This is a genomic window from Dyella silvae, assembly GCF_026421305.1.
In the GTDB taxonomy this organism is placed as follows: Bacteria; Pseudomonadota; Gammaproteobacteria; order Xanthomonadales; family Rhodanobacteraceae; genus Dyella; species Dyella silvae.
In genome coordinates this window covers 157,709-183,062 of sequence record NZ_JAPJBQ010000007.1, presented here as the reverse complement: position 1 = coordinate 183,062, position 25,354 = coordinate 157,709, and the positions used below count along the sequence as shown (strand labels likewise).

Below are 25,354 nucleotides of genomic sequence, written 5' to 3'. Positions count from 1 at the left end.
AGATTGGCCCCTCACCCCAGCCCTCTCCCCGCAGGGGAGAGGGAGCGAAAAGCTCAGCTCTCCATGCCCTCGTAATACCCCTGCATGGCCTGCAGGTAGGCATCCAGATTGCGCCCTTCCGCATCACTGAAGCGCTCGCCCGTCACCGTGCAACCGGCGATGCGGTCCGGACGGAAATTGCGAAACCCCACGCGCAACCGGCACCACGTGCCAAGCGTCCACTTGCCGCCCCAGAACGCCAGGCACAGCGGCTCAACCTCGCGCGAGCTCGTGCGGCCGGCTTCGTCGCTGTAGTCCAGCCGCAGCACCTGGTTGTCGGTGATGGCGGCGTTGAGCCGATCGATCAACGCGGCGAACTCCGTCTTGTTCTGATCGCGCCAGATCGGCGCGTAGATGCGCGTGCGGGTGGCGCGTTCACGCAACTCAGGTGGCAGCACGGCCTCGATCTTCAGCAACGCCGCCTGCGCACTTTCCGCCAGCTTCTGGCCAGCGAATGCGCGCACGAAGCGTGTGCCGACCACCAGCGATTCGAGTTCGTCGGCGGTGAACATCAGCGGCGGGATATCCGAGCCCTTGCGCAGCAGATAGCCGACGCCGGCCTCGCCTTCGATGGGCACGCCGGAAAGCTGCAGGTCGGCCACATCACGGTAGACCGTGCGTAACGAGACCCCGAGCGTGCCCGCGAGCTGGCGCGCCTGCAGCGCGGTACGACGCCCGCGCAGGGCGTGAATGATGAGGAAGAGCCGGTCGGCGCGACGCATCGGGCAATCATGGCCGACTCGCGGGGGCTCGACCAGCGCCGGTGGTCACGAATGGGCTGCGTCATGAAGATCGGGGACAACCTCATGATGGACTGACCTTTCGACCGTCATCCCAGCGAAAGCTGGGATCCAGCGACTTCGTGACCTTGCTGAAGCGCTGAAAGGCACTGGATCCCAGCTTTCGCTGGGATGACGGGATTGAAGACTGAGGCCACGACTACCTTCATCACGCCACCTGCAACGCGGCCAACTCTGCATCCAACGCCGCCGCACGCTGCTGTGCCGGCCGTGACATGACGCGATCAACATAGGCACGAATCACCGGCAACTCCGGCGCCAGCTTGAACATCGTCATCCAGTGCAGCGCATTGCCCCACAGCACATCCAGCGCACTGAAGCGCTCGCCCAGCATGTACGGCCCGCGTTCGAGCTGAGCCACCAGCGTGTTGAACATGGTGTCCCAATCGCCATAGGGAGAGGTCGACGGTGGCACCGCTTCGCGCTTCATGCCGCGATCGACCATCGCCGGCTCGAAGCACGAACCGTAGAACACCATCCAGCGCAGATACGCACCACGCAACGGATCGTCGAGAGCGGGCGCCAACCCTTTCTCCGCATAAAGATCGGCGAGGTAGAGAAACACCGCCGGCTGCTCGGTCACCAGCTCGCCGCGATGCCAGATGGCCGGCACCTTGCCCATGGGATTCACCGCCGTATAGGCCGACTGGCGCTGCTCGTTTTTCTTGAAGTTGAGCACATGCATGTCGTACTCCACGCCCAGCTCTTCGAGCAGGGCGCGCGTACCACCGGAGCGGCTGTTGGGAGCGTGATAGAAGGTGACGCGTTCGGCACTCATGGCGGCAACCTCGTCGTTAAAGATGGCTGGTCACGGCAGGCGTCTGGCGCCAGTTGTTGTCGCGGCCGTCGGCAAAACGCACTGGCGCGGACGCCCATTCCTCATCGCTTGCATCGTCCAGGCAGGCAATGTTGATGGAGACATACTCGCCGCCGATCTGTTCGACGTAGCCGCGGTGGAACGCATGCACGCCGCAATGGCGACAGAAAAGATTGTGTGCACTGTTGGTGCCGAACTGATAGTCGGCCAGCGCGTCTTCGCCGCTGATCAATCGAAACGTCTTCGGGTTGGTCATCGCGCCCCAGAAGCGGAGCTTGCGGCAGATCGAACAGTTGCAGCGACCGGTGCCGCCGGCGAGATCCAGTTCGGCTTCAAAACGAACGGCGCCGCAATGGCAGCTGCCTTGGTAAATGCGGGTCATGCGCTAGCTCCTTGCGGGGTTTTGGATGAGGTGGCCGGATTGCGCTCGGCTACGACCTTGCGGTTCGCTTTGATGGTCTTTCCCTGCACCGGCGCTGGCGTGCTGGCCGGAAGCCGGTAGTGGCCATCCATCATCAGGCCACGCAGGTACATCGGCCGGTAGGCCATCAGGATCTTTCCAATCGGAAATGCCATTGCACCCTCCTCACGCCGCCACGGCGGCAGGTTCGCTGGCCAGCCACGGCGGCGGCATGGCGTGTTTGAACAAGCGGAACCAGTGTTCGCGATCACTGGGGCTGTAGAGATCGAGCGTGCGGATCACCTCACGGGCAAATTCCACGCTGCCCAGCTGGCTGGCGGTGATCACGCCGCCGTCGCTCACGGCAAGCACGTGAGCGTCGTACTGTTCGGCGCCTGCGTAGGTCGGCACGTGAGCGCCGATGTGGCCGGGCCAGCTGCCGGTATGACGGCAGGCATCCAGCAGGCCGGCCCGGGCCAGCACCAGCACGCCGCTATCGATGCCCGCCACCGGGGCGCCTGCGGCGTGCACGCGGCGTGCAGCCGCCACCGCTTCCTCACCCTGCCCGCGTTCCCACAGGTAACCGCCGGGGATGATCAGCAACGCCGCCCGCTTGAGGTCCAGCTGATCGAGGGTCAGCTCGGGCACCACCCGCAGCCCGCCCATCGACAGCACCGGCTGCATGGAGAACCCTACTGTCTGCAGCCGCCATTCGCCCGGGCGGCGGATCTCGCACAGGGCCTGCGCCGCGTGCCAATCCGCAAAGCCGTCGAATGCCAGGAAATACACCGTGTCGCGCATGAGACTCCCTCCTTATGAGGTGCACAGTCTGGGTACCCCCTGCTGCCAACGTGTTGTCAGCAGGGGTGACCAAGCGCCCCGTCAGCCCCTGCGGGAGCGCGGCAGGTGGTTTGCCAGAAAACGGTTTCAGAACGGGAAGATGAACCCACTGGTCACACTTTGAGCTGACAAGTGGCCGGGTCTCCCGGGACAATAGGCGCTCCTTTGCCTTCGGGTTTGTCATGAAGTCCATCTCACTCATCCAGTTCCTCATCGAGGAACGCCGCGCCGGCCGCATCAACGCCGAGCTTTCCCTGCTGATCGAGGTGGTTGCGCGTGCGTGCAAGCGCATCGCGGTGGCCACCAACAAGGGCGCCCTCGGCGGCGTGCTCGGCGAAGCCGGCACCGGCAACATCCAGGGCGAGGCACAAAAGAAGCTGGACGTGATCTCCAACGAGATCCTGCTCGAAGCCAACGCCTGGGGCGGCCAGCTCGCCGCCTGCGCGTCGGAGGAAATGGAAGATCCGCAGCCGATCCCCGATATGTACCCGAAGGGCAACCATCTGCTGTTGTTCGATCCGCTCGATGGCAGCTCCAACATCGACGTGAACATTTCCGTCGGCACCATCTTCTCGGTGCTGCGTTGCCCCGATGGCATCACCGAACCGAAGGCTGAGCACTTCCTGCAGCCGGGTACGACGCAGCTCGCCGCCGGCTACGTGGTTTATGGCCCGGCCACCGTGCTGGTGCTGACCTTTGGCCATGGCACGCACGAGTTCACGCTGGATCGCGAAGTGGGCAGCTTCATCCTGAGCCGCCGCGACATCCGCATTCCGGAAGAAACCGGCGAGTTCGCCATCAACATGTCCAACCAGCGCCACTGGGAAGCGCCGATGCAGCGCTATATCGGCGAGCTGCTGGCCGGCAAGGACGGTCCGCGCGGTCGTGATTTCAATATGCGCTGGGTCGCCTCGATGGTGGCCGACGTGCATCGCATCATCACGCGCGGCGGCGTGTTCTTCTATCCGCTGGACGCCAAGATCAAGTCCAAGGGCGGCAAGCTGCGCCTGATGTACGAGGCCAATCCGATGGCCATGATCATCGAGCAAGCCGGCGGCGCTGCCACCACCGGCCGCCAGCGCATCATGGATCTCCAGCCCACTGGCCTGCACCAGCGCGTGCCGGTGTTCCTTGGCTCGAAGAAGGAAGTGGAAGTGGCGACGCATTACCACGTCGAGGCTGACGCGGCGGTGTGATTCGCGGGAGGGGGCTAGCCTCGACGCCAGCTCCCCTCACCGTCGTCCCGGCCTGCGCCGGGATGACGAGCGTAGTGGCGCATCGCCAGCTGACCGGCGCCCAACGGGCGCCGCATCCCGCCATCGCGGCGCCCTTCGGCGGTCGTACACTCGGCCGCCAATCGCCGGCCCGCTGACGGATCAGTGGACCGGCCTCCCATCACCCAGCCGACCGCGCCCACCGACATGACGTCCACCCGCCGTTACCGCCCGCTCCTGCCCCTGCTCGCCAGCCTGGTGCTGTGCGCCTGCTTCGGCAGCACCAAGCCCACGCCACCGCCCGTTGCCGTGGTGCCACCGGCACCGGTGAAGCTGCGCATCGGTCTGGCGCTCGGCGGCGGCGCGGCCAAGGGCTTCGCGCATATCGGCGTGATCAAGATGCTGGAAGCCAACGGCATCCATCCGGATGTGGTGTCCGGCACCAGCGCCGGCAGTGTGGTCGGTGCGCTGTATGCCAGCGGCATGGATGCATTCCAGCTACAGGAAACGGCCTCCGCCATGGACCAGAGTCAGATCCGCGATGTGCGGCTGTTTTCCGGCGGCGTGGTGCAGGGCCAGAAGCTGCAGGATTACGTAAACCAGATGGTGAAGAACCGCCCGCTGGACAAGCTCAACGTGCCGTTCGCTGCGGTCGCCACGCAACTGGAGACCGGCGAACGCACAGTGTTCGTTCGCGGCAATACGGGCCAGGCGGTGCGTGCATCCAGCAGCGTGCCCGGCGTGTTCGAGCCAGTGGATATCAACGGCAAGCACTACGTGGATGGCGGCGTGGTCAGCCCGGTGCCGGTCGACGCGGCGCGCCAACTCGGTGCGGATGTGGTGATCGCGGTGGATATCTCGAGCAAAGCCAGCGGCACCAACCCGCAGGGCATGCTGAATATTGTCGGCCAGTCCATTGCCATCATGGGCCAGAAGCTCGGTGCGCAGGAGCTGGCGCGCGCGGACATCGTGATACGCCCCAAGGTCAGTCAGATTGGTTCGACCGATTTCGAACAGAAGAACCAGGCCATTCTGGAAGGCGAACGTGCTGCGCTGGCGGCGATACCGGCGATCAAGGCGAAGCTCGCGGCGGTACAGGCGGCGCGTCAGCAGCAGGCCGTCGCCGCGCACTGAAACCGTCGCCGATTCTCTGTAGGAGCGCACGGGTGCGCGACGAGGGCTTCCTGCCAGTGCGCTCTTACAGAGAGCTCCTGCGCCTGTAAGCTGGCGGCTTTCCACGCCATACGGGCTCCGCCATGCGACACCCCACCCGTCTGCTGCCACTGTTGATGGCTGCAGCCATTGTTCCGGCCGTGCAGGCCAAGCCCACCACCGTCGATCCGCGCATCGAGCAACTGCTCACTGAGCTGGGCAAGGTGCGCCAGATCAGTGCGGTACAGCTCTCGCCGGACGGCAACCAGCTTGCGTGGGTGGTGCGCACCAACGGCAAGGATGCCGTGGAAGTGGCGAAAGCGGATGGCAGTGACGCGCATCGCGTCAGCGCCGTCAAAAACGGTGACTGCAACGAGAGCGAGATCGCCTGGGCACCGGACTCGCACCATCTCGCCTTTCTCTCCAGCTGCGGCGCCGGCGGCAAGCAGAAAGACCTGCTGGTGGTCGACGCTTCCACCCGGGAATCACCCCGGCATATGGCCTCCCTGCCCGGCATGGCGCAGGACCTGAGCTGGTCGCCGGACGGCAAATCCGTGGGCTTCCTCTACGTGCCCAACGGCACGCGGCGGGCCAGCGCGGTGTATGCCGCCAGGCCGGCAGCCGGTGAGATCGGCGTGGACGACCTGGAAGTGCAGCGTGTGGCGGCGGTCGATGCCGCCGGTGGCGCCGTGCATCTGCTCACCGCCGCCGACACCTACGCCTACGAATTCGCGTGGTCGCCGGATGGCCGGCGCATCGCCTACATCGGTGCCCTACCGCCGGGCGACAACAACTGGTGGGTGGCCAAGCTCTACGTGCAGAACGCGCAGGCGGATGCGAAGGCTTCCGTGGTGCTCGATCCCTCCACCGTCAAAGGTTCGTTGCACGGTCTGCAGATCGCATTGCCGCGCTGGTCACCGGACGGCAAGCGCATCGCGTTCATCGGTGGCCTGATGAGTGACCAGGGTTCCACCGGTGGTGACATCTATGCGGTGTCGAGTAGCGGTGGCGATCCCGTCAACTTCACGCCCGATATCCGTGTGACTCCCAGCTGGTTCACGTGGCTCGATGATCAGCAATGGCTGGTCTCGCAAATCAGCAACGGCCAGAGTCAGGTGGCGACCTATGCCGTCGCTGCCGACAAGGCGGTGGCGACGCATACGCTGTTTACCCTGCCCGCCACCATCGGTGATGGCAGTGCCTGGATGGGGTTGTCGCTCTCCGCCGATCATCGCAAGGTGGCTTTCGAGCAGAGTTCCTATGCATCCGCACCCGAGGTGTATGCCGGTGCGCTGGGTGACACCCCGCCGGCTGCTGTCACCACCATCAACGCCGCGTTCAAGCCGGGCTGGGGCAAGGCCGAGTCGGTGGAGTGGGACAACGAAGGCCGTCACGTGCAGGGCTGGTTGCTGTACCCGGCCAACTACGACGCGAAGAAGTCGTACCCGATGATCGTCACCGTGCATGGTGGTCCATCGGCAGCGGTGCTGCCGCGCTGGCCCAGCGTTGGTTTCGGCGGCGTGCCGTTCTCCGCGCTTGGCTATTTCGTATTTATGCCCAACCCGCGTGGCAGCTTTGGTCAGGGTGAGGCTTACGTGCAGGCCAATCGCAAAGACTTTGGCCATGGCGATCTGCGCGACATCCTTGCTGGCATCGACACCATCGAGAAGAAGCTGCCGGTCGACGACAAGCGCCTCGGCCTCACCGGCTGGAGCTACGGTGGCTTCATGAGCATGTTCATCCCCACGCAGACGCAGCGCTTCCGCGCCGTGGTGGCGGGCGCCGGCATTGCCAACTGGCAGAGCTACTACGGTCAGAACCTGATCGATCAGTGGATGGTGCCGTTCTTTGGTGCCTCGGTATACGACGACCCGGCCGTGTACGCGAAGAGTTCGCCTATCAACTTCATCAAACAGGTGAAGGCGCCGACGCTGGTGGTGGTGGGCGACCGCGACGCAGAATGTCCGGCGCCGCAATCGTTCGAATATTGGCATGCGCTACGCGCGCAAGGCGTGCCCACCTCGCTGGTGGTGTATCCGAATGAGGGGCACCATTTCGTCGACCCCGATCACCAGCGCGATGTGTTGCAACGCGCACTGATGTGGTTTGAGAAGTATCTGCCAGCGTCGAAATGAGTTTCACCGATACAGCAACGAAGAGGCCGGCGATGGAAACATCGCCGGCCTCTTCGTTGATCCACCCCGTGTAAGGCTTATTCGCCCAGCACCATGCCCACGCCGACGCGGAACACCGGGACATCGCCACGCGCCGTCGATACACCCGCGTTGAAATTCACCTTGCCACTGTTGTTCCAGCGCGAGATGCCTACACCCAGTGCAGCTTCGCCACGGTAGCCGGCCACACCTGCGTTGATGGCCACCTTGCCCGGAATATACGGCGTTACAGACTGCACAGCCGAAGCGGCGGCAATACCACGGTTGGCCTGACGATTCACCTTGCTGATCGAACTGTTGAGCTTGTTGAAGTTGTCGTCCAGCTTGGTGTCCAGGCCATGCAATGCATCGCCGACGTTGTTGTACGAACTACCTGCGACGTTGTAGTTGGGCGCGGTCACATTGCCCGAGGCATCGATGGTGCTGCCGCCACCCAGAGCGCTGGTCACACCCTGCAACTGCGCCGTGCTCGCCGTGTTGGCCGGGGTAACGGGCGTTTGTTCGATCGCGGCGGCACTCTCCGGGCGCGGGGCCTGCGCTGTACCGCCAGCACCGTTCTCCATGGTGGTGACACGCGCGTCGATGTTGTTGACCTGACCCTTGAGCTGGTTGAGCTGAGACACGTTGACTGCGTCCGTTTCCGCCACACCGGCTGCCACGTTACGCAGGACCACCGGGGCGGAGGCGTTGACGCCGCCCAAAGTAACGGAGGCACGGTTTGAACCCGGGTCGTACACCACGGCATCCATGCTGTTACCGCTGCTGTCGATGAGGCCCACGTCCTTCAGCTGCTGCACATTGACGGCGTCGCCATCGTCAATGCCGCGTGCCACGTTCTTGATGCGGGTGCCACCCGACTTGCTTGCCGAATCGTACGTGGCACCAGCCAACGTCATGCTGTTGTAGTTGATCGAACCGTCGGCATTTACGTCGTACTTGGCGCTGGCCTTGTCGAGGTTTTCCACCGCCAGGTTCGTTGCATGCAACTGCGAGCCATTGACGGCGTCGGTGCTGCCAGCGTTTACGCGGCCTGCCGCTACGTTGGTGATGGTGCGCTCGGCACCAACATCGCCCACGCTCACCGTACCCATCGGGGCAGCGCCCGCATAGTCGTAGTGATTGCCGGCAATCTCGCCACCGGTGGTGGCCTGCGCGGCCTTTGCGACGGCGCCGGAGCCGATGGCGACGCTGTCGTCCACCGTCGCATTTGCGCGAGCGCCCAGCGCCACGCTACGCGCGCCCTGCGCGTTGGCACCTGTCGTCCACGGATCATTGGGATCGCTGTTGCCACCGATCGCGACCGCGTCGGCGGCTGCCTTTGCGCTGGTGCCGATGGCCACGGCGTTGGCACCGCTCGCCGTCGCACCGGTCTGGATAGCAGTAGAGAACCAACCCGATGCTTCCGCGCCGAAACCCATGGCGATCGCACCGGTGGTGGTTGCGTAGGAGTTGCCGCCCAGGGCCATCTGCGCGCCGTTCTCGGTATGGGCACCGCTACCGATGGTCACGGAGCCACCCCAGCTATTCCAGTTCGATTCCGTTCCGGAAGAGGCGTTGGTGCCGATGACCACAGCGTTGTTGCCGTGATTGAGCGCATTGGTGCCCATGGCGATGTTGCCGGAAAGACCCCACGGGGCCTGCATGGTGCGGGCGTTATCGCCAATGGCGATGCCCTGCGTATCACCGGCAACGGCGTTATAACCCATGGCCACGGAGTGAGCGCCGACCGCCTGCGAGAGTTCACCCATCGCCACCGACGAAGCACCGCTGGCCGTGGTGCACTTGCTGGCGTCATTGCCGCCAACGGCAACGCTGCCTTCGGTGCTGGCCGTGGTGCAGGCACCCGTCGCATTGCCCGGACCCTCTGCATGGGCTTCATTGGCCGTCAGCAGGCCACCGGCAAGAAACGCGACCGACGCGGCGAGGCTGGCCAACGCCATGTTGCGGCGCTTGGACTGCTTCTTATGGCCCTTGGCGAATTCAGAAGCGACAACCCAGGTACGCTGGGTGGTGTTCCACACGATGCGATACACGGCGTTCATGGCAATTCCTCGAGAGATCATTGACGGGAACCATCCGAAGTGGTCGGGAAGCGCGTGTAAGGTGTTTGCGCTTCGTGCTGTCCGTCTGCACGAGGTAAATGATCGGATTTGCCCTACGCTCAAAACATAAGAACTGTCTCAATCCTTTTTGTATTCAGACGATTCTCAAAAGCGAGCGACGTCACGCCGGTGATGTCATACCGCGATGGCGGTCATGAATTTTCCTCCTCCGGGGACAACACCGCACCCACGCGAAAGCGGCATAACTGCCCGCCACGCACCATGCATTCCATGTGGTGAATGCGCCGCCCGGTGGCTGCTTCCATGTAGGCAAGATCGAACTTGCACACCTGCGGATGCTGCTGCGCCAGCGCATGGAATACACAATTGAATGCTTCGACTTGCCATTCCTCGCCATGACGCGCGGCAACGGCCTCATAGCCCATGGCATCGAGTTGTTGCGCGAGCTGCTTTACCACTTCTTCGCTCGGAGTATCGGGTGCTGGCGGCAGCTCGCCGGACCCCAGCCCATGACCAAGCTCGCGCAACAACTGCTCCATGCCTTCGGTACCGAAACGCGACTGCAATTGCGTCAACAACGCTGTAGCTATCAGGCTGTAGTTGCGCGGAAACAGAGCGCGCCCTTCTTCGGTAAGGCGATAACACGCCAACGGCCGGCCCCCGCTAGGACGAGATTGCGCGCGCTCGATATAGCCGCGCGCGATCAGGGCGCTCAGGTGCTGACGCACGGCGTTATGGCTGATGTGCAGGCGTTCGCACAACCCCTCGACCGTGCCGCCCTCGTTACCCATCAGCAACTGCCGAAGCAAGCGCTGCTGAGTGGTCCCGAGTTGCCTGAGCGCCGACATCGGTCAGCTCGCCTTGTCCGGGAACTGTTTGGCAATGCCGCCGGCCAGAGCGTCGGCAATGGCATTCATATGCGCCTGCATGGCCGTCCAGGTGGCTTGCTCGTCCTTGGTGTCGCCCTTCATGATCTGCTGGATCTGGCTGGCGTGATGCGCCACGTGCGTAGCGAACAGACCTTGCACGGCATTCTCCGGCAGATAGGGATTGGCGCCGGAGAAGAACTTGGCGATATCGGTCACGTTGGCGTTGAGATCCGCCATGGCCTTCTGCTCGCGCGCGCTGTCGTTGGCCGCCGTGGCATCCGTCAGTGCCTTCACGCCGCCCCAATGGGCCGCCAGCAACTTCAGTGTCTGCTCGCCGGCCGCCTTGCCATAGAACCCGCCCACGGCATCGGCGATCTGCTTGGCATTGGCCACCACGGCGTCTTCGGCTGCTTTGGCCTTGGCGCTATCGTGCGCGTGCACCGCCATGGCGTATTCGCGCGTGTGGGTTACGTGACCCAGCCAAAGCGTACGCAGCGCCGCATGCAGCTTGGGCGCTGCGACGGATGCGGCGTCGGGCGCCGCTGCGGCCATCGCCGTCATGTCGTGCGCCATCGCAGCGACTGACACCAGACCCGTCGCGGCGAAGCACACGCCCGCTACCCTGAACAACCATGTTTTCGTCTTCATGGAACACCTCCGGTAAGGTCGCAAAAGGCGACTCCGGACAGTCTGAGCGCGTCCCATTTTCGCGCAATATATCTATGTGTAAAGGCCTCCCATCAATGCCTTTCAAGAGGTCAGGCATCGGGGAACCTTCAAATGCAAACCATGCGCCCCGTAGACGGGCGTGTCCGGCCAGATCAGCGACCGGGCAGGTCGGTTTGGCTCGATCGATTACCGCCACATGATCGGCGTTGGCGAACGCCTGGGTGTGCGAATCGTCTGGTAAGCGTCAGAACAACTGGCCTTGCGGCGACGGTTTGCGCGGTGGCGTGAACTTAGTGGTATCCAGTCGGAGTTCGCGTGCCCGGCCAAAGCCGTGCTTGCGGCATGCCACATCGAAACGACGGCGGATGAGTTCGGCAAACACACCCTGCCCGCGCATGCGGGTGGTGAAGTCGCTGTCGTAGTCGCGGCCGCCGTTCATCTGTTGCACCAGGCTCATCACGTGGTCGGCGCGCTGCGGTACATGCAGTGCCAGCCATTCGCGGAACAAGGCTTTCAGTTCGTACGGCAGCCGCAGGGTGGTATAGCCCGCGCAACGTGCTCCCGCGTCGGCCGCCTGCGCGAGCACCGCTTCCATATCCCGATCGTTGAGCGCGGGAATGATCGGCGCCACCAGCACACCGACGGGAACGCCGGCTTCGGCCAAAGTGCGAATGGCTTTGATGCGGCGGTGTGGCGCACTGGCACGGGGTTCGAGCTTTGCGGCGAGCTGATTGTCCAGCGAGTTCACCGAGAAAAAGACCTGCACGAGCCCCTCCCGCGCCATGGGCGCGAGAATATCGAGATCGCGCTCCACCATGGCGTTCTTGGTGACGATGGTGCATGGATGATGGCATTCGGCCAGCACTTCCAGCGCGGCTCGCGTGAGCTTCCATCGGCGCTCGATGGGCTGGTACGGATCGGTGTTGCTGCCGATGTTGATCGGGCTCACCGTGTAGCCAGGCCGCGCCAGTTCATGGCGCAACACTTCGGCGAGATTGCTCTTGGCTCGCAATTTCGTTTCGAAATCCAGCCCGGGCGACAGATTGAGATAGCTGTGCGAGGGACGCGCAAAGCAGTAAATGCAGCCGTGCTCGCAACCGCGATAGGGGTTAAGCGCCTGGTTGAAATGGATGTCCGGCGAGTCGTTGCGGGTGATGACGCTGCGCGCACGTTCCTCGGTCACTTCGGTCCGCGGCCGTGGTGCTTGCTCGTCCAGCAAAAGGCTTTGCCAGCCATCATCCTCCGCGTGATGACGGATCGATTCGAAGCGTCCTTGCGGATTGGAAGCGGCTCCACGACCCTTGTGGGCCTGTGGCGGCAATGGGATATCGGACATGCGCTTAGTGTGCACCCGGAATGTCTCAGTCGATAAGACACCTCAGGAGTCCCCGCTCCCACCCTGCGCATCGCGCGTTACTTTGCCGGCGTCAGTTGGGTTTTCAGCGTAGCGCCCATGGCTTTGAGTGGGTAGCGCTGCAGTTGCCTGTCCAGCTCTGCAAAGACCGGCGTGGAAATGGTCCAGCCCATCGGTATCGGGTAGTTGCCGGGACACAACCGGAAGTGCCACAGCATGTCGCCGTTAGCGGGATCGGTGGTGTCGCTCCTCAGCGCATGCAGCAATTGCACTCGGGCGTATTCGCCGCGCGCGCTTCGCGTACCCAGCAATGCGTTGAGCGGCGCAACCGCCTCGCCACTGATCCCGTCCTTCACTGCACCTGGTTGTTGTGGACACATGACGGAGTAGAACGGCAGGGGATGTTGCGGATCATGCTGATCCACAAAGTCCACCATCTGCGGATCGTTGCTGATGTGAAGAATGATGAAACGGACTCGCTGGCCGCGCGACGCTGCTCTGGCTCGCACGAGGCGCATGATTTCGAGCAGGGTCGTGGCGCCCGAGTCTTCAAAGTAACCACCATCGACCAACTGCAGACGATCTGGCACGGGTGGATTGGCGCTGTGCACTTCCAGTGTTCCGGCAGGACTCACATAGGTGAAGCGTGCGCTGTTGAGTACGACTTCGCTCAGTGGCACGCGTGGATCAAGCCAGAGCGAACCGTCGAAACCCGCCGTCCAGGGTTGTCGTTGTGGCGTGGCGATGGGTTGAAAGGGATGCTGGATGAAGCGCCTGCCCTCAGCGACGGTGGTGCTGTTGAGGAACAGAGCCGGCAACATCGCCGCCGGCGCCTCGTCCGCGTGTTGATAGAGCGCGGCAAAAGGTTGTGCGAAGGCGTCCATGCCTTGTTTGTGCGCAGCCGCCTCCCACGCGCGAGTCAGCGCACGCGAGCGATCGTTGAACCATGCGCCAGGCAACCAGCGCTGCGTAAAGTCGACAAAAAACGCATTGGCCAACGTGGGCGCAAGAAAGTCATGGCTGAGCATGGCTTGCGCGCGCGTTTCCAGTCCGGATGGATCCGCCGCTGCGGGTTGCGACAGCATGCTCACATAGGTGGCTAGCCCGAGACTTCCACCCGAAACACCGCTTCCGGCAAACAGATAGCGCGCCAGCAACGGCCGATCACCCTGTTGGGCGCCGCCTTCGACAGCCGCCGTGAGCCGGCTCAGTACCAACGCCGTCCATGCCGCGCCTCGAATGCCACCGCCTTCCGCTGACACCAACACTATCGGACAAGGGTCGCGCATCGCGCACCGATCGGCCATCCATGCATCGAGATAGGCATCAAAAGCGGGACGATTGTCCGCCGGTTGCAGGACGGCATACTCGTGTGTGCTCATCGACGGGTACTGCCGCACCCGATGATTGTCGTTGAGGTGCAACCAATGCAGCGAGGCGCTGACCAGCAGCATGATGGTCAGCAGCGGTAACCCACGGCGATCACCGATCATGCATAGCAGGCCACCGCTATAACAGAGGAACGCCGCGGAGATCAGCAGGATGGCGAGCGGACCGATGCCATCCAATGCCTCCGGCCGAAGCCCAATGAGTACGGTTGCAAGCAGGTTGAGTGTCACCGCCACGATGTAGAGCGCGACCGGCCACCGGCCCAGCTCGCGCACGCGCCATACGCGCCTGGCGTCGGAAGGAAAGCGTGTGGGTAACGATATCGCTGGCATGTATCGCGACATCGCGCGCCACATGTACCGCCGCGTGATGAAGAACACGATGAGCAAGAGCGATTCGGCCAGCAGACCGAAGGCGCGCCAGTTTCGCTGTACGCACTGATCGCTTGGCCCGCAAGGACCCATCGGCAGCTTGACCAGCGCCAGCACGTAGCCAAGACACACCAACAGCGGAACGGATGCGCCGAGAATACGAGGCAACCAATCGCGTAGCGCAGCCGCCCGCGGATCCTGCAGCGCGGGCCAGCGCGGGTAGCGCAGGCGGTAGGCGTTGCGCGCGCCATGCCACATCGCAAGTCCGGCCAGTGCGCTGGTCAGCAGCAAGGCGACGTAACGCGCTCCGCTGGGATCTGTCCACAGCGCAATCACAAACAGTTCGGCGGCCTGATCCACGGCAATGGCCGCGATGATGGCCGCTGCCAGCACCAGCAGCGTCACGCGCACCGGCTTCAGGTGATCCAGCAGCAGCGCGGTCCACCCGAGCATGCGCCGCCAGCGGCGACGGATGGTGGGTTTGCGCCTGTGCCTTCCTGGTACGCCGTTCGACATGCCGCTCCCGTTGCGTGTCTTAAGGGAGCATCTTAGCGCCACAACGAAAGAGCGCGACGGTTACCCGCCGCGCTCTTGTCATGGCCGTCGAGCAAGGATCATTGGCGGATATCCACATCCTTGGTTTCGCGCAGGAACAGCAGACCGATGAAAAACGTTCCGATCGCCACGATGATGGGATACCACAAGCCGTAGTAGATATCGCCCTTCCAGGCCACCAGCATGAAGCCGATGGTCGGTACGAAGCCACCGAACCAGCCGTTGCCGATGTGGTACGGGAGGCTCATCGAGGTATAACGGATGCGGGTGGGGAACATTTCCACCAGCCATGCCGCAATCGGTCCGTACACCATGGTGACGTAGAACACCAGGATGCTGAGCAGAACGATCAGCATTACATCGTTGCGCTGCGCGGGATCGGCTTTCTCCGGATAGCCTGCGGCCTTGAGCGCTGCGCCGAGTTCCGTACCGAAGGCTTTGCTCTGATCCGCAAACCCCTTGCTGTCCAGCGCGCCACCTTCGAACGAAGCAATGTCACGGTCGCCGATTTTCACTTGGGCAACAGCGCCGCGCTCTGCGGTGACATTGGTATACGGAATGCCTTTCTTGGCCAGGGCGCTCTTGGCGACGTCGCACGAACTGGTGAATTTGGTCTTGCCCACGGGATCGAACTGGAAGCTGCAGGCGTTGGGGTCCGCGACCACTTTGACAGGCGCTGTCGCCGCCGCCGCTTCGATGGCGGGATTGCCGAAGTGGGTGATGCCTTTGAAGATGGGGAAATAGGTCAGTGCGGCCAGCAGGCATCCGGTCAACACAATGCTCTTGCGCCCTATGCGATCAGACAGCCATCCAAACAGCACGAAGAACGGCGTTGCAATGGCGAGCGCGGCAGCGATCAGCAGGTTAGCGGTAGTGCCGTCGATCTTCAGGCTCTGGGTAAGGAAGTACAACGCATAGAACTGGCCCGTGTACCACACCACAGCCTGACCGGCCGTTGCACCGAGCAGCGCGAGAATCACCAGTTTGAGATTCTTCCACTGACCAAACGCCTCGGTAAGCGGCGCCTTGGAGTGCTTGCCCTCCGCTTTCATCTTCTGGAATACCGGCGACTCGGAGAGTTGCAGGCGGATGTAGACCGACACCGCCAGCAGCAGCGACGACACCAGGAACGGGAAGCGCCACCACCAGCTGTCGAACTTGGCATCACCGACGCTCAGGCGTGTGCCAAGAATCACCAGCAGCGAAAGGAACAGTCCGAACGTGGCGGTGATCTGGATAAAGCTCGTGTAAAGGCCACGCTTGCCATCCGGAGCATGTTCGGCCACATACGTGGCGGCGCCACCATACTCGCCGCCCAGTGCGAGACCTTGCAGCAGTCGAAGGGCGATCAGGATGACGGGCGCGGCGACGCCGATGGTTTCGTAGCCGGGCAACACGCCGACGAAGAAAGTCGACAGGCCCATGATGACGATGGTGATGAGGAACGTGTACTTGCGTCCGATCATGTCGCCCAGACGGCCAAACACGATGGCGCCGAACGGACGCACGGCGAAACCTGCGGCAAACGCCAGCAGGGCAAAGATGAACTGACTTGTTTCGTTGAGCCCGCTGAAGAAGTGTTTGCCGATCAGCGCAGCGAGCGAGCCATAAAGGTAAAAGTCGTACCACTCAAATACCGTACCCAGGCTGGAAGCCAGAATGACGCGGCGGTGGCCGGTGTTGAGCGATCCGCGCATGTCGACTGCGGTCGTAGCCATGATGTAGCCCTCGATGGTGAACAGTCCGGTCGGGACGATGAGTCAGGAATATCGGGTGCACGCCGCTGGAGCGGTCGCGCCGCCCTTCTGTTCTCTGCGTTGCCGGAGCCTGGCAATTCCTTCGGCCTTGCCCCGACCGGTCAGGCGGCGGCGCGTCCTGCGCCGCCGTCGGGATACTCAGAATCGATACAGGCCGCTGACACTGACCTGGTTGCCTGAAGTGAACTGGCGCTGGCCTTCCGAGCCCAGCTGCCAGCGCACTTTGTCGTATAGCCACTCCACGCCCAGCTCGTAGTTGCCTGAGGCGTACTGCACGCTGAGGGCCGAGAGGTTGTTGCGCAACAGTGCCGTACCCGCCGCCGGACCGGTGGTGGTCCAGCGCACGACGTCGTCGTTGTTCGGCCGCGATGCCGAGAAGAAGCCGTTGACACTCCACTTCGGGGTGAAGTTGTAGCTCACCTGCACGAAGCCGCCCGACTCGTTGATGTCGCCGAATTGCGACATGGCGCCGAAGATCTCGCCCAGGGCCTTGCCGCCGTAGATCAGGCCCTTGAGGGTCCATGCGCCTGGCTTCCACTGCCCGCCCAACTCATAGCCCACACTGTCGAGCGTGTTCTCCAGCGGCTTTTTATTGATGTCGCCTACGCCGGCGACCTTGATCTCTGAATAATGCGCCGCGAAGTAAGCCAGCCAGTCGCTGCCCTGTGCGCGGATACGCGCTTCCACTTGCGGCCGGAAGTTGGCGGCACCCGCATTGAGGTAGTTGACGTTGGCGTTGCCTGCCTCGTTCTGCGGGCCGCTCCAGTTGCCCTCCATCACGGCCATATCCAGGCGCCACTTGATCCCGTCCGACCCGTGGTTGAGATCCTGCATCCAGATCACGCCCGGGAAGCGCCAGCCGATGAAGCCGGTACCGTAACCGAGCGGGAAAGCGATGTGTGACAACGAAGTCGGCGTGTTATCCAGTGGGAACATCAGATCCCACTCCTGTCCGATGCGGATGGTGCTCCCGCTGTTCGGATTGATAATGTCCATGTAGGCCTGACGCAGGCGCGGGATGGGCTGCTGCTGCGCATAAGCGCCCGTGCCGTTGTTGCCGCCGAAGAAGTCCATCTCGATACGGCCACCGCCGCTCCAGTCCTCGTTGAACTTCGCACCCGTAACGTCCAGCCAGAAGCGTGTATTGCGTACATCGAAGCCGCTGAGCGAACCGTCATAGCCATTCGCCTTGTTGGCCGGCGTGGTCGGTGCCACCACCATGGCGTTCTGGCCATTGCCATAGTTGATGAAGGTCTTGTCCTGACCAAAGCCGCTGGCGCTGATGAAGCCATGGAACGCCACCGAAAGGCCCGGCGCCGTGGTGAACTGCGGCTTGGGCGCTGCTTCCACCTTGGTCGATGTCGCCTGAGCAGTGGACTGCGCCTGCACGGCCGTGACCTGCGCCTGCTGTGCAGTCTGCGCGGCTTGAGTGGTAGCGGCCTTCTGCTCCTGGATCATGGCCTTCAGTTCGGCCAGCTCCGACTCCAGCTGGTTCACCCGCTTCTCAAGCTGTTGTTCGCGTGTGGTGCTCTTGCTGCTTTTCGTCGTGCTTTGCGCGTGGGCGCCAAGTGGCAGGCTCAGCGCGCAGGCTATGCCGAGAGCCAGCAAGGCAGGGCGTCGTGCAGTCGTAGGTGCTGTCATAACGTGCCTCCCCAGGTCGATGACAGGTCGAGCATGTCCATGCTGCAACGCAGCCGCCTATTCCCCATTGGTCGAACCTCGACCAAAGTCGAAAGCAAGCCGAAACGTACCGATCACCGGCCAGCCGCTACACTCGAGGCTTGCTGCATAGCAACGGTGCTGTGTGGCGTCCACCGATAGAGGCGGCAGGGGGAGGCCCGGCCGCAGGAGCCCTACGATGACCAAGCTCTACCCCGTCAAGCCCGAGTTCGCCGCTAATGCCCGCATCAAGAAGGATGACTACGAGCGGCTTTATGCCGAATCGGTGAACGATCCGGCGGGCTTTTGGGGCAAGGTGGGCCAGCGCCTGCAGTGGACCAAAGCACCAACCAAGATCAAGAACGTCTCCTTCGATCCCCACAACCTGCACATCCGCTGGTACGAGGACGGTGAGCTGAATGTCTCGGCCAACTGCCTGGACCGCCACCTCGCCACGCGGGGCGACAAGACCGCAATCGTCTTCGAGGGCGACGACCCCAACGATTCGCGCCACATCACCTATAAGGAATTGCACGCCGAGGTGTGCAAGTTCGCCAACACGCTGAAGCATCTTGGCGTCAGCAAGGGCGATCGCGTGGCGGTCTATCTGCCGATGATCCCGGAGGCTGCCGTGGCCATGCTGGCCTGCGCGCGCATCGGTGCCATTCACTCGGTGGTGTTTGGCGGTTTCTCGCCCGATTCGCTGGCCGGCCGCATCGCCGACTCCACCGCCAAGGTGGTGATCACGGCCGACGAGGGCACGCGCGGTGGCAAGAAGATTCCGCTCAAGACCAATGTCGACGCCGCACTGGAGCGCCCCGGCACCAACAGCGTGGAAACCGTGATCGTGGTGCGCCGCACTGGCAGTGCCGTGCCGATGCAATCGCCGCGTGACCGCTACTACCACACGCTGATGGACGGCCAATCGGCTGACTGCCCGCCGACCCCGGTGGACGCTGAGCACCCGCTGTTCATCCTTTACACGTCGGGTTCCACCGGCAAGCCGAAAGGCGTGCTGCACACCTCGGGCGGTTATCTCGTGTTCGCCAGCTACACACATGAACTGGTGTTCGACCTGCGTGAGGATGATGTGTACTGGTGTACTGCCGACGTGGGCTGGGTCACCGGCCACAGCTACGTGGTCTACGGCCCGCTCGCCAACGGTGCCACCACGGTGATGTTCGACGGCGTGCCCAACTACCCCGACACCAGCCGCTTCTGGAACGTGGTGGACAAGCACAAGGTCACGCTCTTCTATACCGCGCCCACCGCGATCCGCGCGTTGATGCGCGAGGGTGAAGGTCCGGTGAAAAAGGCGTCGCGCGCCTCGCTGCGTCTGCTTGGCTCGGTGGGCGAGCCGATCAACCCGGAAGCCTGGGAGTGGTACTACCGCGTGGTGGGCGACGAGCGTTGCCCGATTGTGGATACGTGGTGGCAGACCGAAACGGGCGGCATTCTGATTACCCCGCTGGCAGGCGCCATCGATACCAAGCCTGGCTCGGCAACCAAGCCTTTCTTCGGCATCACGCCGGCGGTGGTCGATGCCGGCGGCAACGTGCTGCAGGGTGCGACCGAAGGCAACCTGGTGATCACCGACTCGTGGCCGGGCCAGATGCGCACGGTGTATGGCGACCACCAGCGTTTTATCGATACGTATTTCAGCGCCTATCCGGGCAACTACTTCACCGGCGACGGCGTGCGCCGCGATGACGATGGCTACTACTGGATCACCGGCCGCGTCGACGATGTGATCAACGTCAGCGGCCACCGCATCGGCACGGCCGAAGTCGAAAGTGCGCTGGTGGCACACCCAAAGGTCGCGGAAGCCGCCGTCGTGGGTTGTCCACACGAGATCAAGGGCCAGGGCATCTATGCCTATGTGACCCTGGTGGCGGGCGAAACGGGCAGCGACGAATTGCGCAAGGAACTGATCGCATGGGTGCGCAAGGAAATTGGCCCCATCGCCACACCGGATTATCTGCAGTGGGCGCCGGGTTTGCCTAAGACGCGCTCAGGCAAGATCATGCGCCGCATCCTGCGCAAGATCGGCGAGAACGCCACGGACCAGCTGGGCGACATTTCGACACTGGCCGACCCTGGCGTGGTGAAGAACCTTGTCGACGAACGACTCATCAAATAACAAGGAGTGAGTGAAGAGGAGTGATTAACGAGAGCATGAGCTAGCCACTCTCACGACTCACTTCTCTTCACTATTTTCGGTCCTTATGCCCGACGTACTGATTGCTGACGACCATCCCCTGTTCCGCGACGCCCTGCAACGCGCCGTGGTGGCCGCTGTTCCCGACGCAAGCGTGCACTGTGCGGACAGCGTGTATTCCTTGCTCAGCCTGATCGAGCAATATCCCGATGCAGAGTTGCTGTTGCTGGATCTGCATATGCCCGGTGCTCGCGGCTATTCAGCGCTCGCCCATATTCGCGGACAGTTTCCCGGCTTGCCGACCATCGTGGTCTCCGGACACGAAAATGTGCAGGTGGCGCGTCGCGCACTCGCGCATGGCGCTTCTGCCTATATTCCAAAATCCACGCCGGGCGAAGACATCATCACCGCCATCCGCAAGGTGTTGGATGGCGATGTGTGGCTACCACACCAGCTGGTCGGTGGCGGTGTCGAACTGAAAGCAGACGAGGCGGCGGTGGCTGTCCGCGTAGCGACACTCACGCCACAGCAGTTCCGCGTGCTCACCATGATCGCCGAAGGCATGCTCAACAAACAGATTGCCTATGACCTTGGCGTGTCGGAGGCCACGGTAAAAGCGCATATGACTGCCATCATGCGCAAACTCGGCGTCAACAACCGCACACAGGTCGCGCTGGCAGCGAGCCATCTGGCCATCGACCAGGAAGCGATGCCGTCGTTGCCAGATGACGACGAATAGTGAGAACGAAGAGTGAGTAATGCGTAGTGAGAAACGAGAGAGAGCATTTGCACTCTCACTCCTCACTTCTCTTCACTCACTCCTGGCTCTCAAGCCGTTTGCCGTCTGACCAAGGCACTCAGCAACGCCCGCAATGCAGCCGGCCGCACCGGTTTGTGCAGCAACGGATAACCCAGTGCTCGCGCACGCTGTTTGAGCTCGCTGCTGCCGTCCGCGGTGATCATCGCTACGGGCGGAAGTTCATCTGTCACTGTGCGAAGTTGTTGCAACGCCTGCAATCCATCCATGTCATCGCTTAGGTGATAGTCGGCAAGAATGAGGTCGATACGCCCGCGCTGCAGCTCCTTTTGGGCTTCCACCACATCGAGCGCGGTGCGGCAATCGACACCCCAGCGCTGTAGCAGCGCGCGCATGCCGTCGAGAATCGAAGGGTCGTTGTCCAGACAGAGAACAGTGAGCGGCAGTTGCTCGTTGGAAATCGGATGCACAACGGTGCGGCGCCGCGGTACGGCGGTTTCGGCACGCGGCACGCGCACGGCAAACCGGCTGCCCTTACCTTCGCGCGATTCAAGTTCCAGATGGTGATTCAGAATGCCCGCGATACGCTCGCAGATGGAGAGTCCAAGACCCAGGCCTTTCTCTCCCCACGGCGATGGCCGGTCGAGTCGCTGGAACTCGCCGAAGATGCGTGCACGCTGTTCTTCCGCGATGCCCGGGCCGGTGTCCCACACTTCGATACGCACGTCACTACCTACGCGCCGCGCGCCCAGCAGAACGCCACCTTCCCGCGTGTAGCGAAGCGCGTTGGAAATGAAGTTCTGCAGCACACGGCGCAGCAACTGCGGATCGCTGCGTACGGCAAGCCGTGTCGACACCACGCACAGGCGTAAGCCACGACGCTCAGCGACGACTGCGAACTGCGCTTTCAATGAATCGAACAGATCGGCCAGAGCGAAGTTGCTGACATCCGCGCGATAGCTTCCCGCATCCAGACGTGACGTATCCAACAGTGCATCGAGCAGATCTTCCGCCGCACGGAAGGAGGCATCGATGCGCTCAGCCAGCTGCTCCGCTTCCGTATCCAGTCCCGGATGCTGGCGCAGTGCAGACGTGAACAATCGAGCAGCATTCAATGGCTGCAACAAATCGTGACTGGCTGCTGCAAGGAAACGTGACTTCGACGCGTTGGCCGCTTCTGCTTCGCGTCGCGCATGAGCCGTGGCGCTGAGCGCTTCACTGAGCTCCGCGGTGCGTCGCTCAACGCGTTGCTCGAGGTTCTCGTTCGCTTCAATCAGCGCTTGCTCGGCATGTTTATACGCGGTGACGTCGGTGTAGGTGGTGACATAACCGCCACCCGGCAAGGCACGTCCACGCATTTCGATCACCGAGCCGTCGGGACGGATGCGTTGGAACAAATGAGGCGAACCCGCGCGCATATGGCCAATGCGTTTGCCGACATGCGCCTCTACCTCGCCGGGACCGCATTCGCCATGGTCAGCGTTCCAGCGGATCAGATCGGCCACGGGTACGCCGACATAGACCATGCCATCCGGATAGTCGAACAACTCAAGGTAACGCCGGTTCCATGCGACGAGTCGCATGCCGGCGTCCACCACGCTGATCCCCTGCGATACATTCTCCAGCGTGGTGGAGAGCAGTTCGCGGTTGAAGCGCAGTTCCTGCGAGGCCTCGTCCATCAGGGCCATGGCTTCGGCGATATCCAGACCGGAACCCGACAGCGCACCCATCAAAATGCGCCGCGCGCTAGCTGCGCCGACGGCCGAGGCCAGCAAACGTTCGGTGTACTGGATCAGGGCACGATCAGCGGCCTCGCCCGATTGCAGTGGCTTGCCTCGTCGCTCCGCATACTCATCGAATGCACGCTGGCTGGTACGTTCGCCCACGATGCGTTCGGCAATGGTGCGCAAATCCGCCACCGCGACGCGACCGCGCCAATCGCCTGCGCCACGGCTGTCGATAGCGTAGGGATCGATGAACATCGCGGCGTGCAAACGCTCCTCCAGCGTCGGACGGAAGCGCAGCGAAACAAAGATAAGGCAGGCGACATTGACCAGCAGCGACCAGAACGTGCCGTGCATCACCGGATCCCAGCCACTCAGGTGAAACAGGGCTTGAGGCTGCAACCAGCTGAGGCCCATGGGGCCGCTATCCAGCCAGGGCGCGGCACGATTCATGGCCGGCAACAACAAGGTGTAGCACCACACCAGAAAACCTGCAGCGAGGCCAACAGCGACACCCTTGCGGCTTGCGCTACGCCAGTACAAGGCCGCGACGATGGCCGGGGCGAACTGCGCCACCGCCGCGAACGCCAGGAGACCTGTGGCCGCGAGGTTCGCCGAATCCGCCACGACGCGGTGATACACATAAGCCATCGCAGCGAGCGCAATGATCGCTATGCGGCGCACCAGCAGCACAAGCTGCGACAGATCGGCATGCTGGTCGAGCTTGAAGCGACGCACGCGCAATAGCATCGGCATGACCAGATCGTTGCTGATCATGGTCGACAAGGCCACGGAAGACACGATCACCATGCCGGTCGCGGCGGAGAAACCACCGAGGAAGGCAAGCAGCGCCATGGCGCGATCGCCGTGCGCCATGGGTAGGGTGAGCACCCACGCATCCTTGTTGCCCATCTGCACCTGTGGAAGATGCAAGCCAGCAGCCACGATGGGTAGCACCGCGAGACTTACGATCACCATGTACGCCGGAAAAAGCCAGCGAGCGCGCGTGAGATCCTTGGGGTCTTCACACTCCACCACACCGATCTGAAACTGGCGGGGCAAACAGAACATCGCCGTGAAGGCCAACAATGTTTGCGCAAGGAAGCCCGGCGACACGCCCTGCGAAAGCTGCTGCAAAGGCAGGTGTGCGGTACTCAACAAGCCAGGTCCCCGCCACAGTGCGTAGCCGGCCAGCGCGATGAACACCACCAGCTTGATCAGCGACTCGACGGCGATCGCCAACATCATGCCGTGATGATGTTCGGTGGCATCGATGGTGCGCGTGCCGAACAGAATGGAGAACGTGGCCAGCAGAATGGCGCACCACAGTGCAGCGTCGCCAAACTGCGGTGCGCCGGGAACACCCAGATCACCCAGTACTGCGTACGACATCGCTACAGCTTTGAACTGCAGAGCGAGGTACGGCACGACGGCGATCACCGCGATGATCGCCACGAGAGCGGCAAGACCGTGCGACTTGCCGAAGCGGGCGCCGATGAAGTCAGCGATCGAGGTGATGTTGCGCTGGCGCGCAACCAGCACCAATCGCCGCAACAACCCGAAGCCGAATACGAAGAGCAGGATGGGACCGAGATAAATGGGCAGATAGCCCAGGCCTTCGCGTGCTGCCGTACCGACCGCGCCATAAAACGTCCATGACGAGCAGTACACGGCGAGCGCCAGGCTGTACACGATCGGGCGCAGCCGCGGCTGCCGGGGATAAAGCGGCCGCCGGTCTCCGGCGTAGGCCACTATAAACAGCAGGCCCACGTAGAGCAGCGAAACCAGCAGCAGCAGCCATCCGGCGATCAAACCTGATTCTCCGTAGCGAGCGCTTCCGTGCTTGGGAAAGAGACCGGGCGGCATACGCGCCTGGGGGCGCCCGCCACGCTTGTAAGTATCGCCATTCACCCGGCAACATGGAGGGATGATGACGACGGACGGCCAGACGCCAGCGAAAGTAGCAGAGCAGCTGAGCGATGACGAGATACATGTCTGGCGGCTGGCCTACGACCACCACACCGGACGCGCACCATTGCTGGCCATGCTGGGAGCTTATCTCAGCCTGCCGGCGGATGATGTGCAGTTGGAAATTTCCGCGCACGGACGCCCGGCGCTCGCCGGCGCGCCGGGCGACGCTTTCTCGTTCAACTGGTCGCACAGCCACGACCAGGCGCTTATCGCTATCGCCCGGGGGGTGACGCCGGGGGTCGATCTGGAGCGTTTGCGCCCCCATCCGAGGGCAGTGCTCATCGCTCAGCGCTATTTCAGTCCAGACGAGGCGGCGTCGCTCGAGGCCTTGCCGCCGGAGCAGCGTGATCGCGCGTTCCTGGAACTTTGGACGGCGAAGGAGGCGGTGTTGAAAGCGCTGGGGCGAGGTCTGGCGTTTGGCCTTCATCGCCTGAGCATTAGCGGTTCGTCCGATGTGCCCGTGTTAGGCCGATTGGATGGCCATGAGGCGAACCGGTGGCAGTTGCGACGGCTCACACTGGACGACGCTCATATCGGCACGCTGGCCTGGCTGGGCCCGCCACGCCGAGTCCGTCAGTGGACACTTGTCGACGCCGGCTGATCGGCGCACTGTGTGCAACCC

Annotated in this window: 19 protein-coding genes; 6 read left to right on the top strand and 13 right to left on the bottom strand. The window is 62.9% G+C overall.

Annotation, left to right across the window (positions count from 1 at the left end):
• Positions 1 to 53 precede the first annotated feature (53 nt).
• From OQE56_RS16345 to OQE56_RS16325, 5 genes are all read right to left on the bottom strand, one after another.
• Positions 54 to 761 (bottom strand): helix-turn-helix transcriptional regulator, encoded by a 708-nt coding sequence (locus OQE56_RS16345; protein WP_267225712.1) that lies wholly within the window; start codon positions 759 to 761, stop codon positions 54 to 56.
• Between the two features lie 226 nt (positions 762 to 987).
• Positions 988 to 1,617: a glutathione S-transferase family protein gene (locus tag OQE56_RS16340; protein WP_267225711.1), complete on the bottom strand. Its 630-nt coding sequence runs from the start codon at positions 1,615 to 1,617 to the stop codon at positions 988 to 990.
• Between the two features lie 16 nt (positions 1,618 to 1,633).
• A complete protein-coding gene (locus tag OQE56_RS16335; RefSeq protein WP_267225710.1) occupies positions 1,634 to 2,038 on the bottom strand; it encodes a GFA family protein in 405 nt (134 codons plus the stop codon).
• A complete protein-coding gene (locus tag OQE56_RS16330) occupies positions 2,035 to 2,232 on the bottom strand; it encodes a hypothetical protein (protein ID WP_267225709.1) in 198 nt (65 codons plus the stop codon). Before OQE56_RS16330 ends, OQE56_RS16335 begins: the two co-directional genes overlap by 4 nt.
• A 10-nt stretch (positions 2,233 to 2,242) precedes the next feature.
• Positions 2,243 to 2,857: a DJ-1/PfpI family protein gene (locus tag OQE56_RS16325; RefSeq protein WP_267225708.1), complete on the bottom strand. Its 615-nt coding sequence runs from the start codon at positions 2,855 to 2,857 to the stop codon at positions 2,243 to 2,245.
• A 221-nt stretch (positions 2,858 to 3,078) separates the two neighbouring features.
• Here OQE56_RS16325 and OQE56_RS16320 point away from each other — a divergent pair, with 221 nt between their 5' ends.
• The 3 genes from OQE56_RS16320 (at position 3,079) to OQE56_RS16310 (ending at position 7,397) form a co-directional block, all read left to right on the top strand.
• Positions 3,079 to 4,092, top strand: coding sequence for a class 1 fructose-bisphosphatase (locus OQE56_RS16320; protein ID WP_267225707.1), 1,014 nt, complete (start codon positions 3,079 to 3,081; stop codon positions 4,090 to 4,092).
• 225 nt (positions 4,093 to 4,317) lie between these two features.
• On the top strand, positions 4,318 to 5,244 hold the full coding sequence (locus OQE56_RS16315; protein WP_267225706.1) for a patatin-like phospholipase family protein: 927 nt from the start codon (positions 4,318 to 4,320) through the stop codon (positions 5,242 to 5,244).
• A gap of 122 nt (positions 5,245 to 5,366) precedes the next feature.
• A complete protein-coding gene (locus OQE56_RS16310) occupies positions 5,367 to 7,397 on the top strand; it encodes an alpha/beta hydrolase family protein (RefSeq protein WP_267225705.1) in 2,031 nt (676 codons plus the stop codon).
• Between the two features lie 77 nt (positions 7,398 to 7,474).
• On the opposite strand, the gene OQE56_RS16305 is transcribed toward OQE56_RS16310, so the two are convergent.
• The 7 genes from OQE56_RS16305 to OQE56_RS16275 form a co-directional block, all read right to left on the bottom strand.
• A complete protein-coding gene (locus OQE56_RS16305) occupies positions 7,475 to 9,478 on the bottom strand; it encodes a YadA-like family protein (protein WP_267225704.1) in 2,004 nt (667 codons plus the stop codon).
• Between the two features lie 212 nt (positions 9,479 to 9,690).
• Entirely contained in the window at positions 9,691 to 10,347 is a 657-nt protein-coding gene (locus OQE56_RS16300) for a helix-turn-helix transcriptional regulator (RefSeq protein WP_267225703.1), read from the bottom strand.
• A 3-nt stretch (positions 10,348 to 10,350) separates the two neighbouring features.
• Positions 10,351 to 11,016: a hypothetical protein gene (locus OQE56_RS16295; RefSeq protein WP_267225702.1), complete on the bottom strand. Its 666-nt coding sequence runs from the start codon at positions 11,014 to 11,016 to the stop codon at positions 10,351 to 10,353.
• 265 nt (positions 11,017 to 11,281) lie between these two features.
• Positions 11,282 to 12,373, bottom strand: a complete 1,092-nt coding sequence (locus OQE56_RS16290) for a PA0069 family radical SAM protein (protein ID WP_267225701.1) — start codon at positions 12,371 to 12,373, stop codon at positions 11,282 to 11,284.
• Between the two features lie 77 nt (positions 12,374 to 12,450).
• The gene (locus OQE56_RS16285) at positions 12,451 to 14,667 is read right to left on the bottom strand and encodes a hypothetical protein (RefSeq protein WP_267225700.1); all 2,217 of its coding nucleotides are present in this window, start codon (positions 14,665 to 14,667) and stop codon (positions 12,451 to 12,453) included.
• 98 nt (positions 14,668 to 14,765) lie between these two features.
• Entirely contained in the window at positions 14,766 to 16,424 is a 1,659-nt protein-coding gene (locus tag OQE56_RS16280; RefSeq protein WP_267225699.1) for an MFS transporter, read from the bottom strand.
• Positions 16,425 to 16,601: 177 nt separating this feature from the next.
• On the bottom strand, positions 16,602 to 18,104 hold the full coding sequence (locus OQE56_RS16275; protein ID WP_267225698.1) for a hypothetical protein: 1,503 nt from the start codon (positions 18,102 to 18,104) through the stop codon (positions 16,602 to 16,604).
• A 217-nt stretch (positions 18,105 to 18,321) separates the two neighbouring features.
• Here OQE56_RS16275 and acs point away from each other — a divergent pair, with 217 nt between their 5' ends.
• Positions 18,322 to 20,262 (top strand): acetate--CoA ligase, encoded by a 1,941-nt coding sequence (gene acs / locus OQE56_RS16270; RefSeq protein ID WP_267225697.1) that lies wholly within the window; start codon positions 18,322 to 18,324, stop codon positions 20,260 to 20,262.
• A gap of 85 nt (positions 20,263 to 20,347) precedes the next feature.
• Entirely contained in the window at positions 20,348 to 21,019 is a 672-nt protein-coding gene (locus tag OQE56_RS16265; RefSeq protein WP_267225696.1) for a response regulator transcription factor, read from the top strand.
• An 89-nt stretch (positions 21,020 to 21,108) separates the two neighbouring features.
• On the opposite strand, the gene OQE56_RS16260 is transcribed toward OQE56_RS16265, so the two are convergent.
• Positions 21,109 to 24,573, bottom strand: coding sequence for a PAS domain-containing hybrid sensor histidine kinase/response regulator (locus tag OQE56_RS16260; protein ID WP_267225695.1), 3,465 nt, complete (start codon positions 24,571 to 24,573; stop codon positions 21,109 to 21,111).
• A gap of 118 nt (positions 24,574 to 24,691) precedes the next feature.
• On the opposite strand from OQE56_RS16260, the gene OQE56_RS16255 reads away from it, so the two are divergent.
• Complete coding sequence (locus tag OQE56_RS16255; protein WP_323748592.1) at positions 24,692 to 25,333, top strand: 4'-phosphopantetheinyl transferase family protein; 642 nt, start codon at positions 24,692 to 24,694, stop codon at positions 25,331 to 25,333.
• Positions 25,334 to 25,354: the final 21 nt, after the last annotated feature.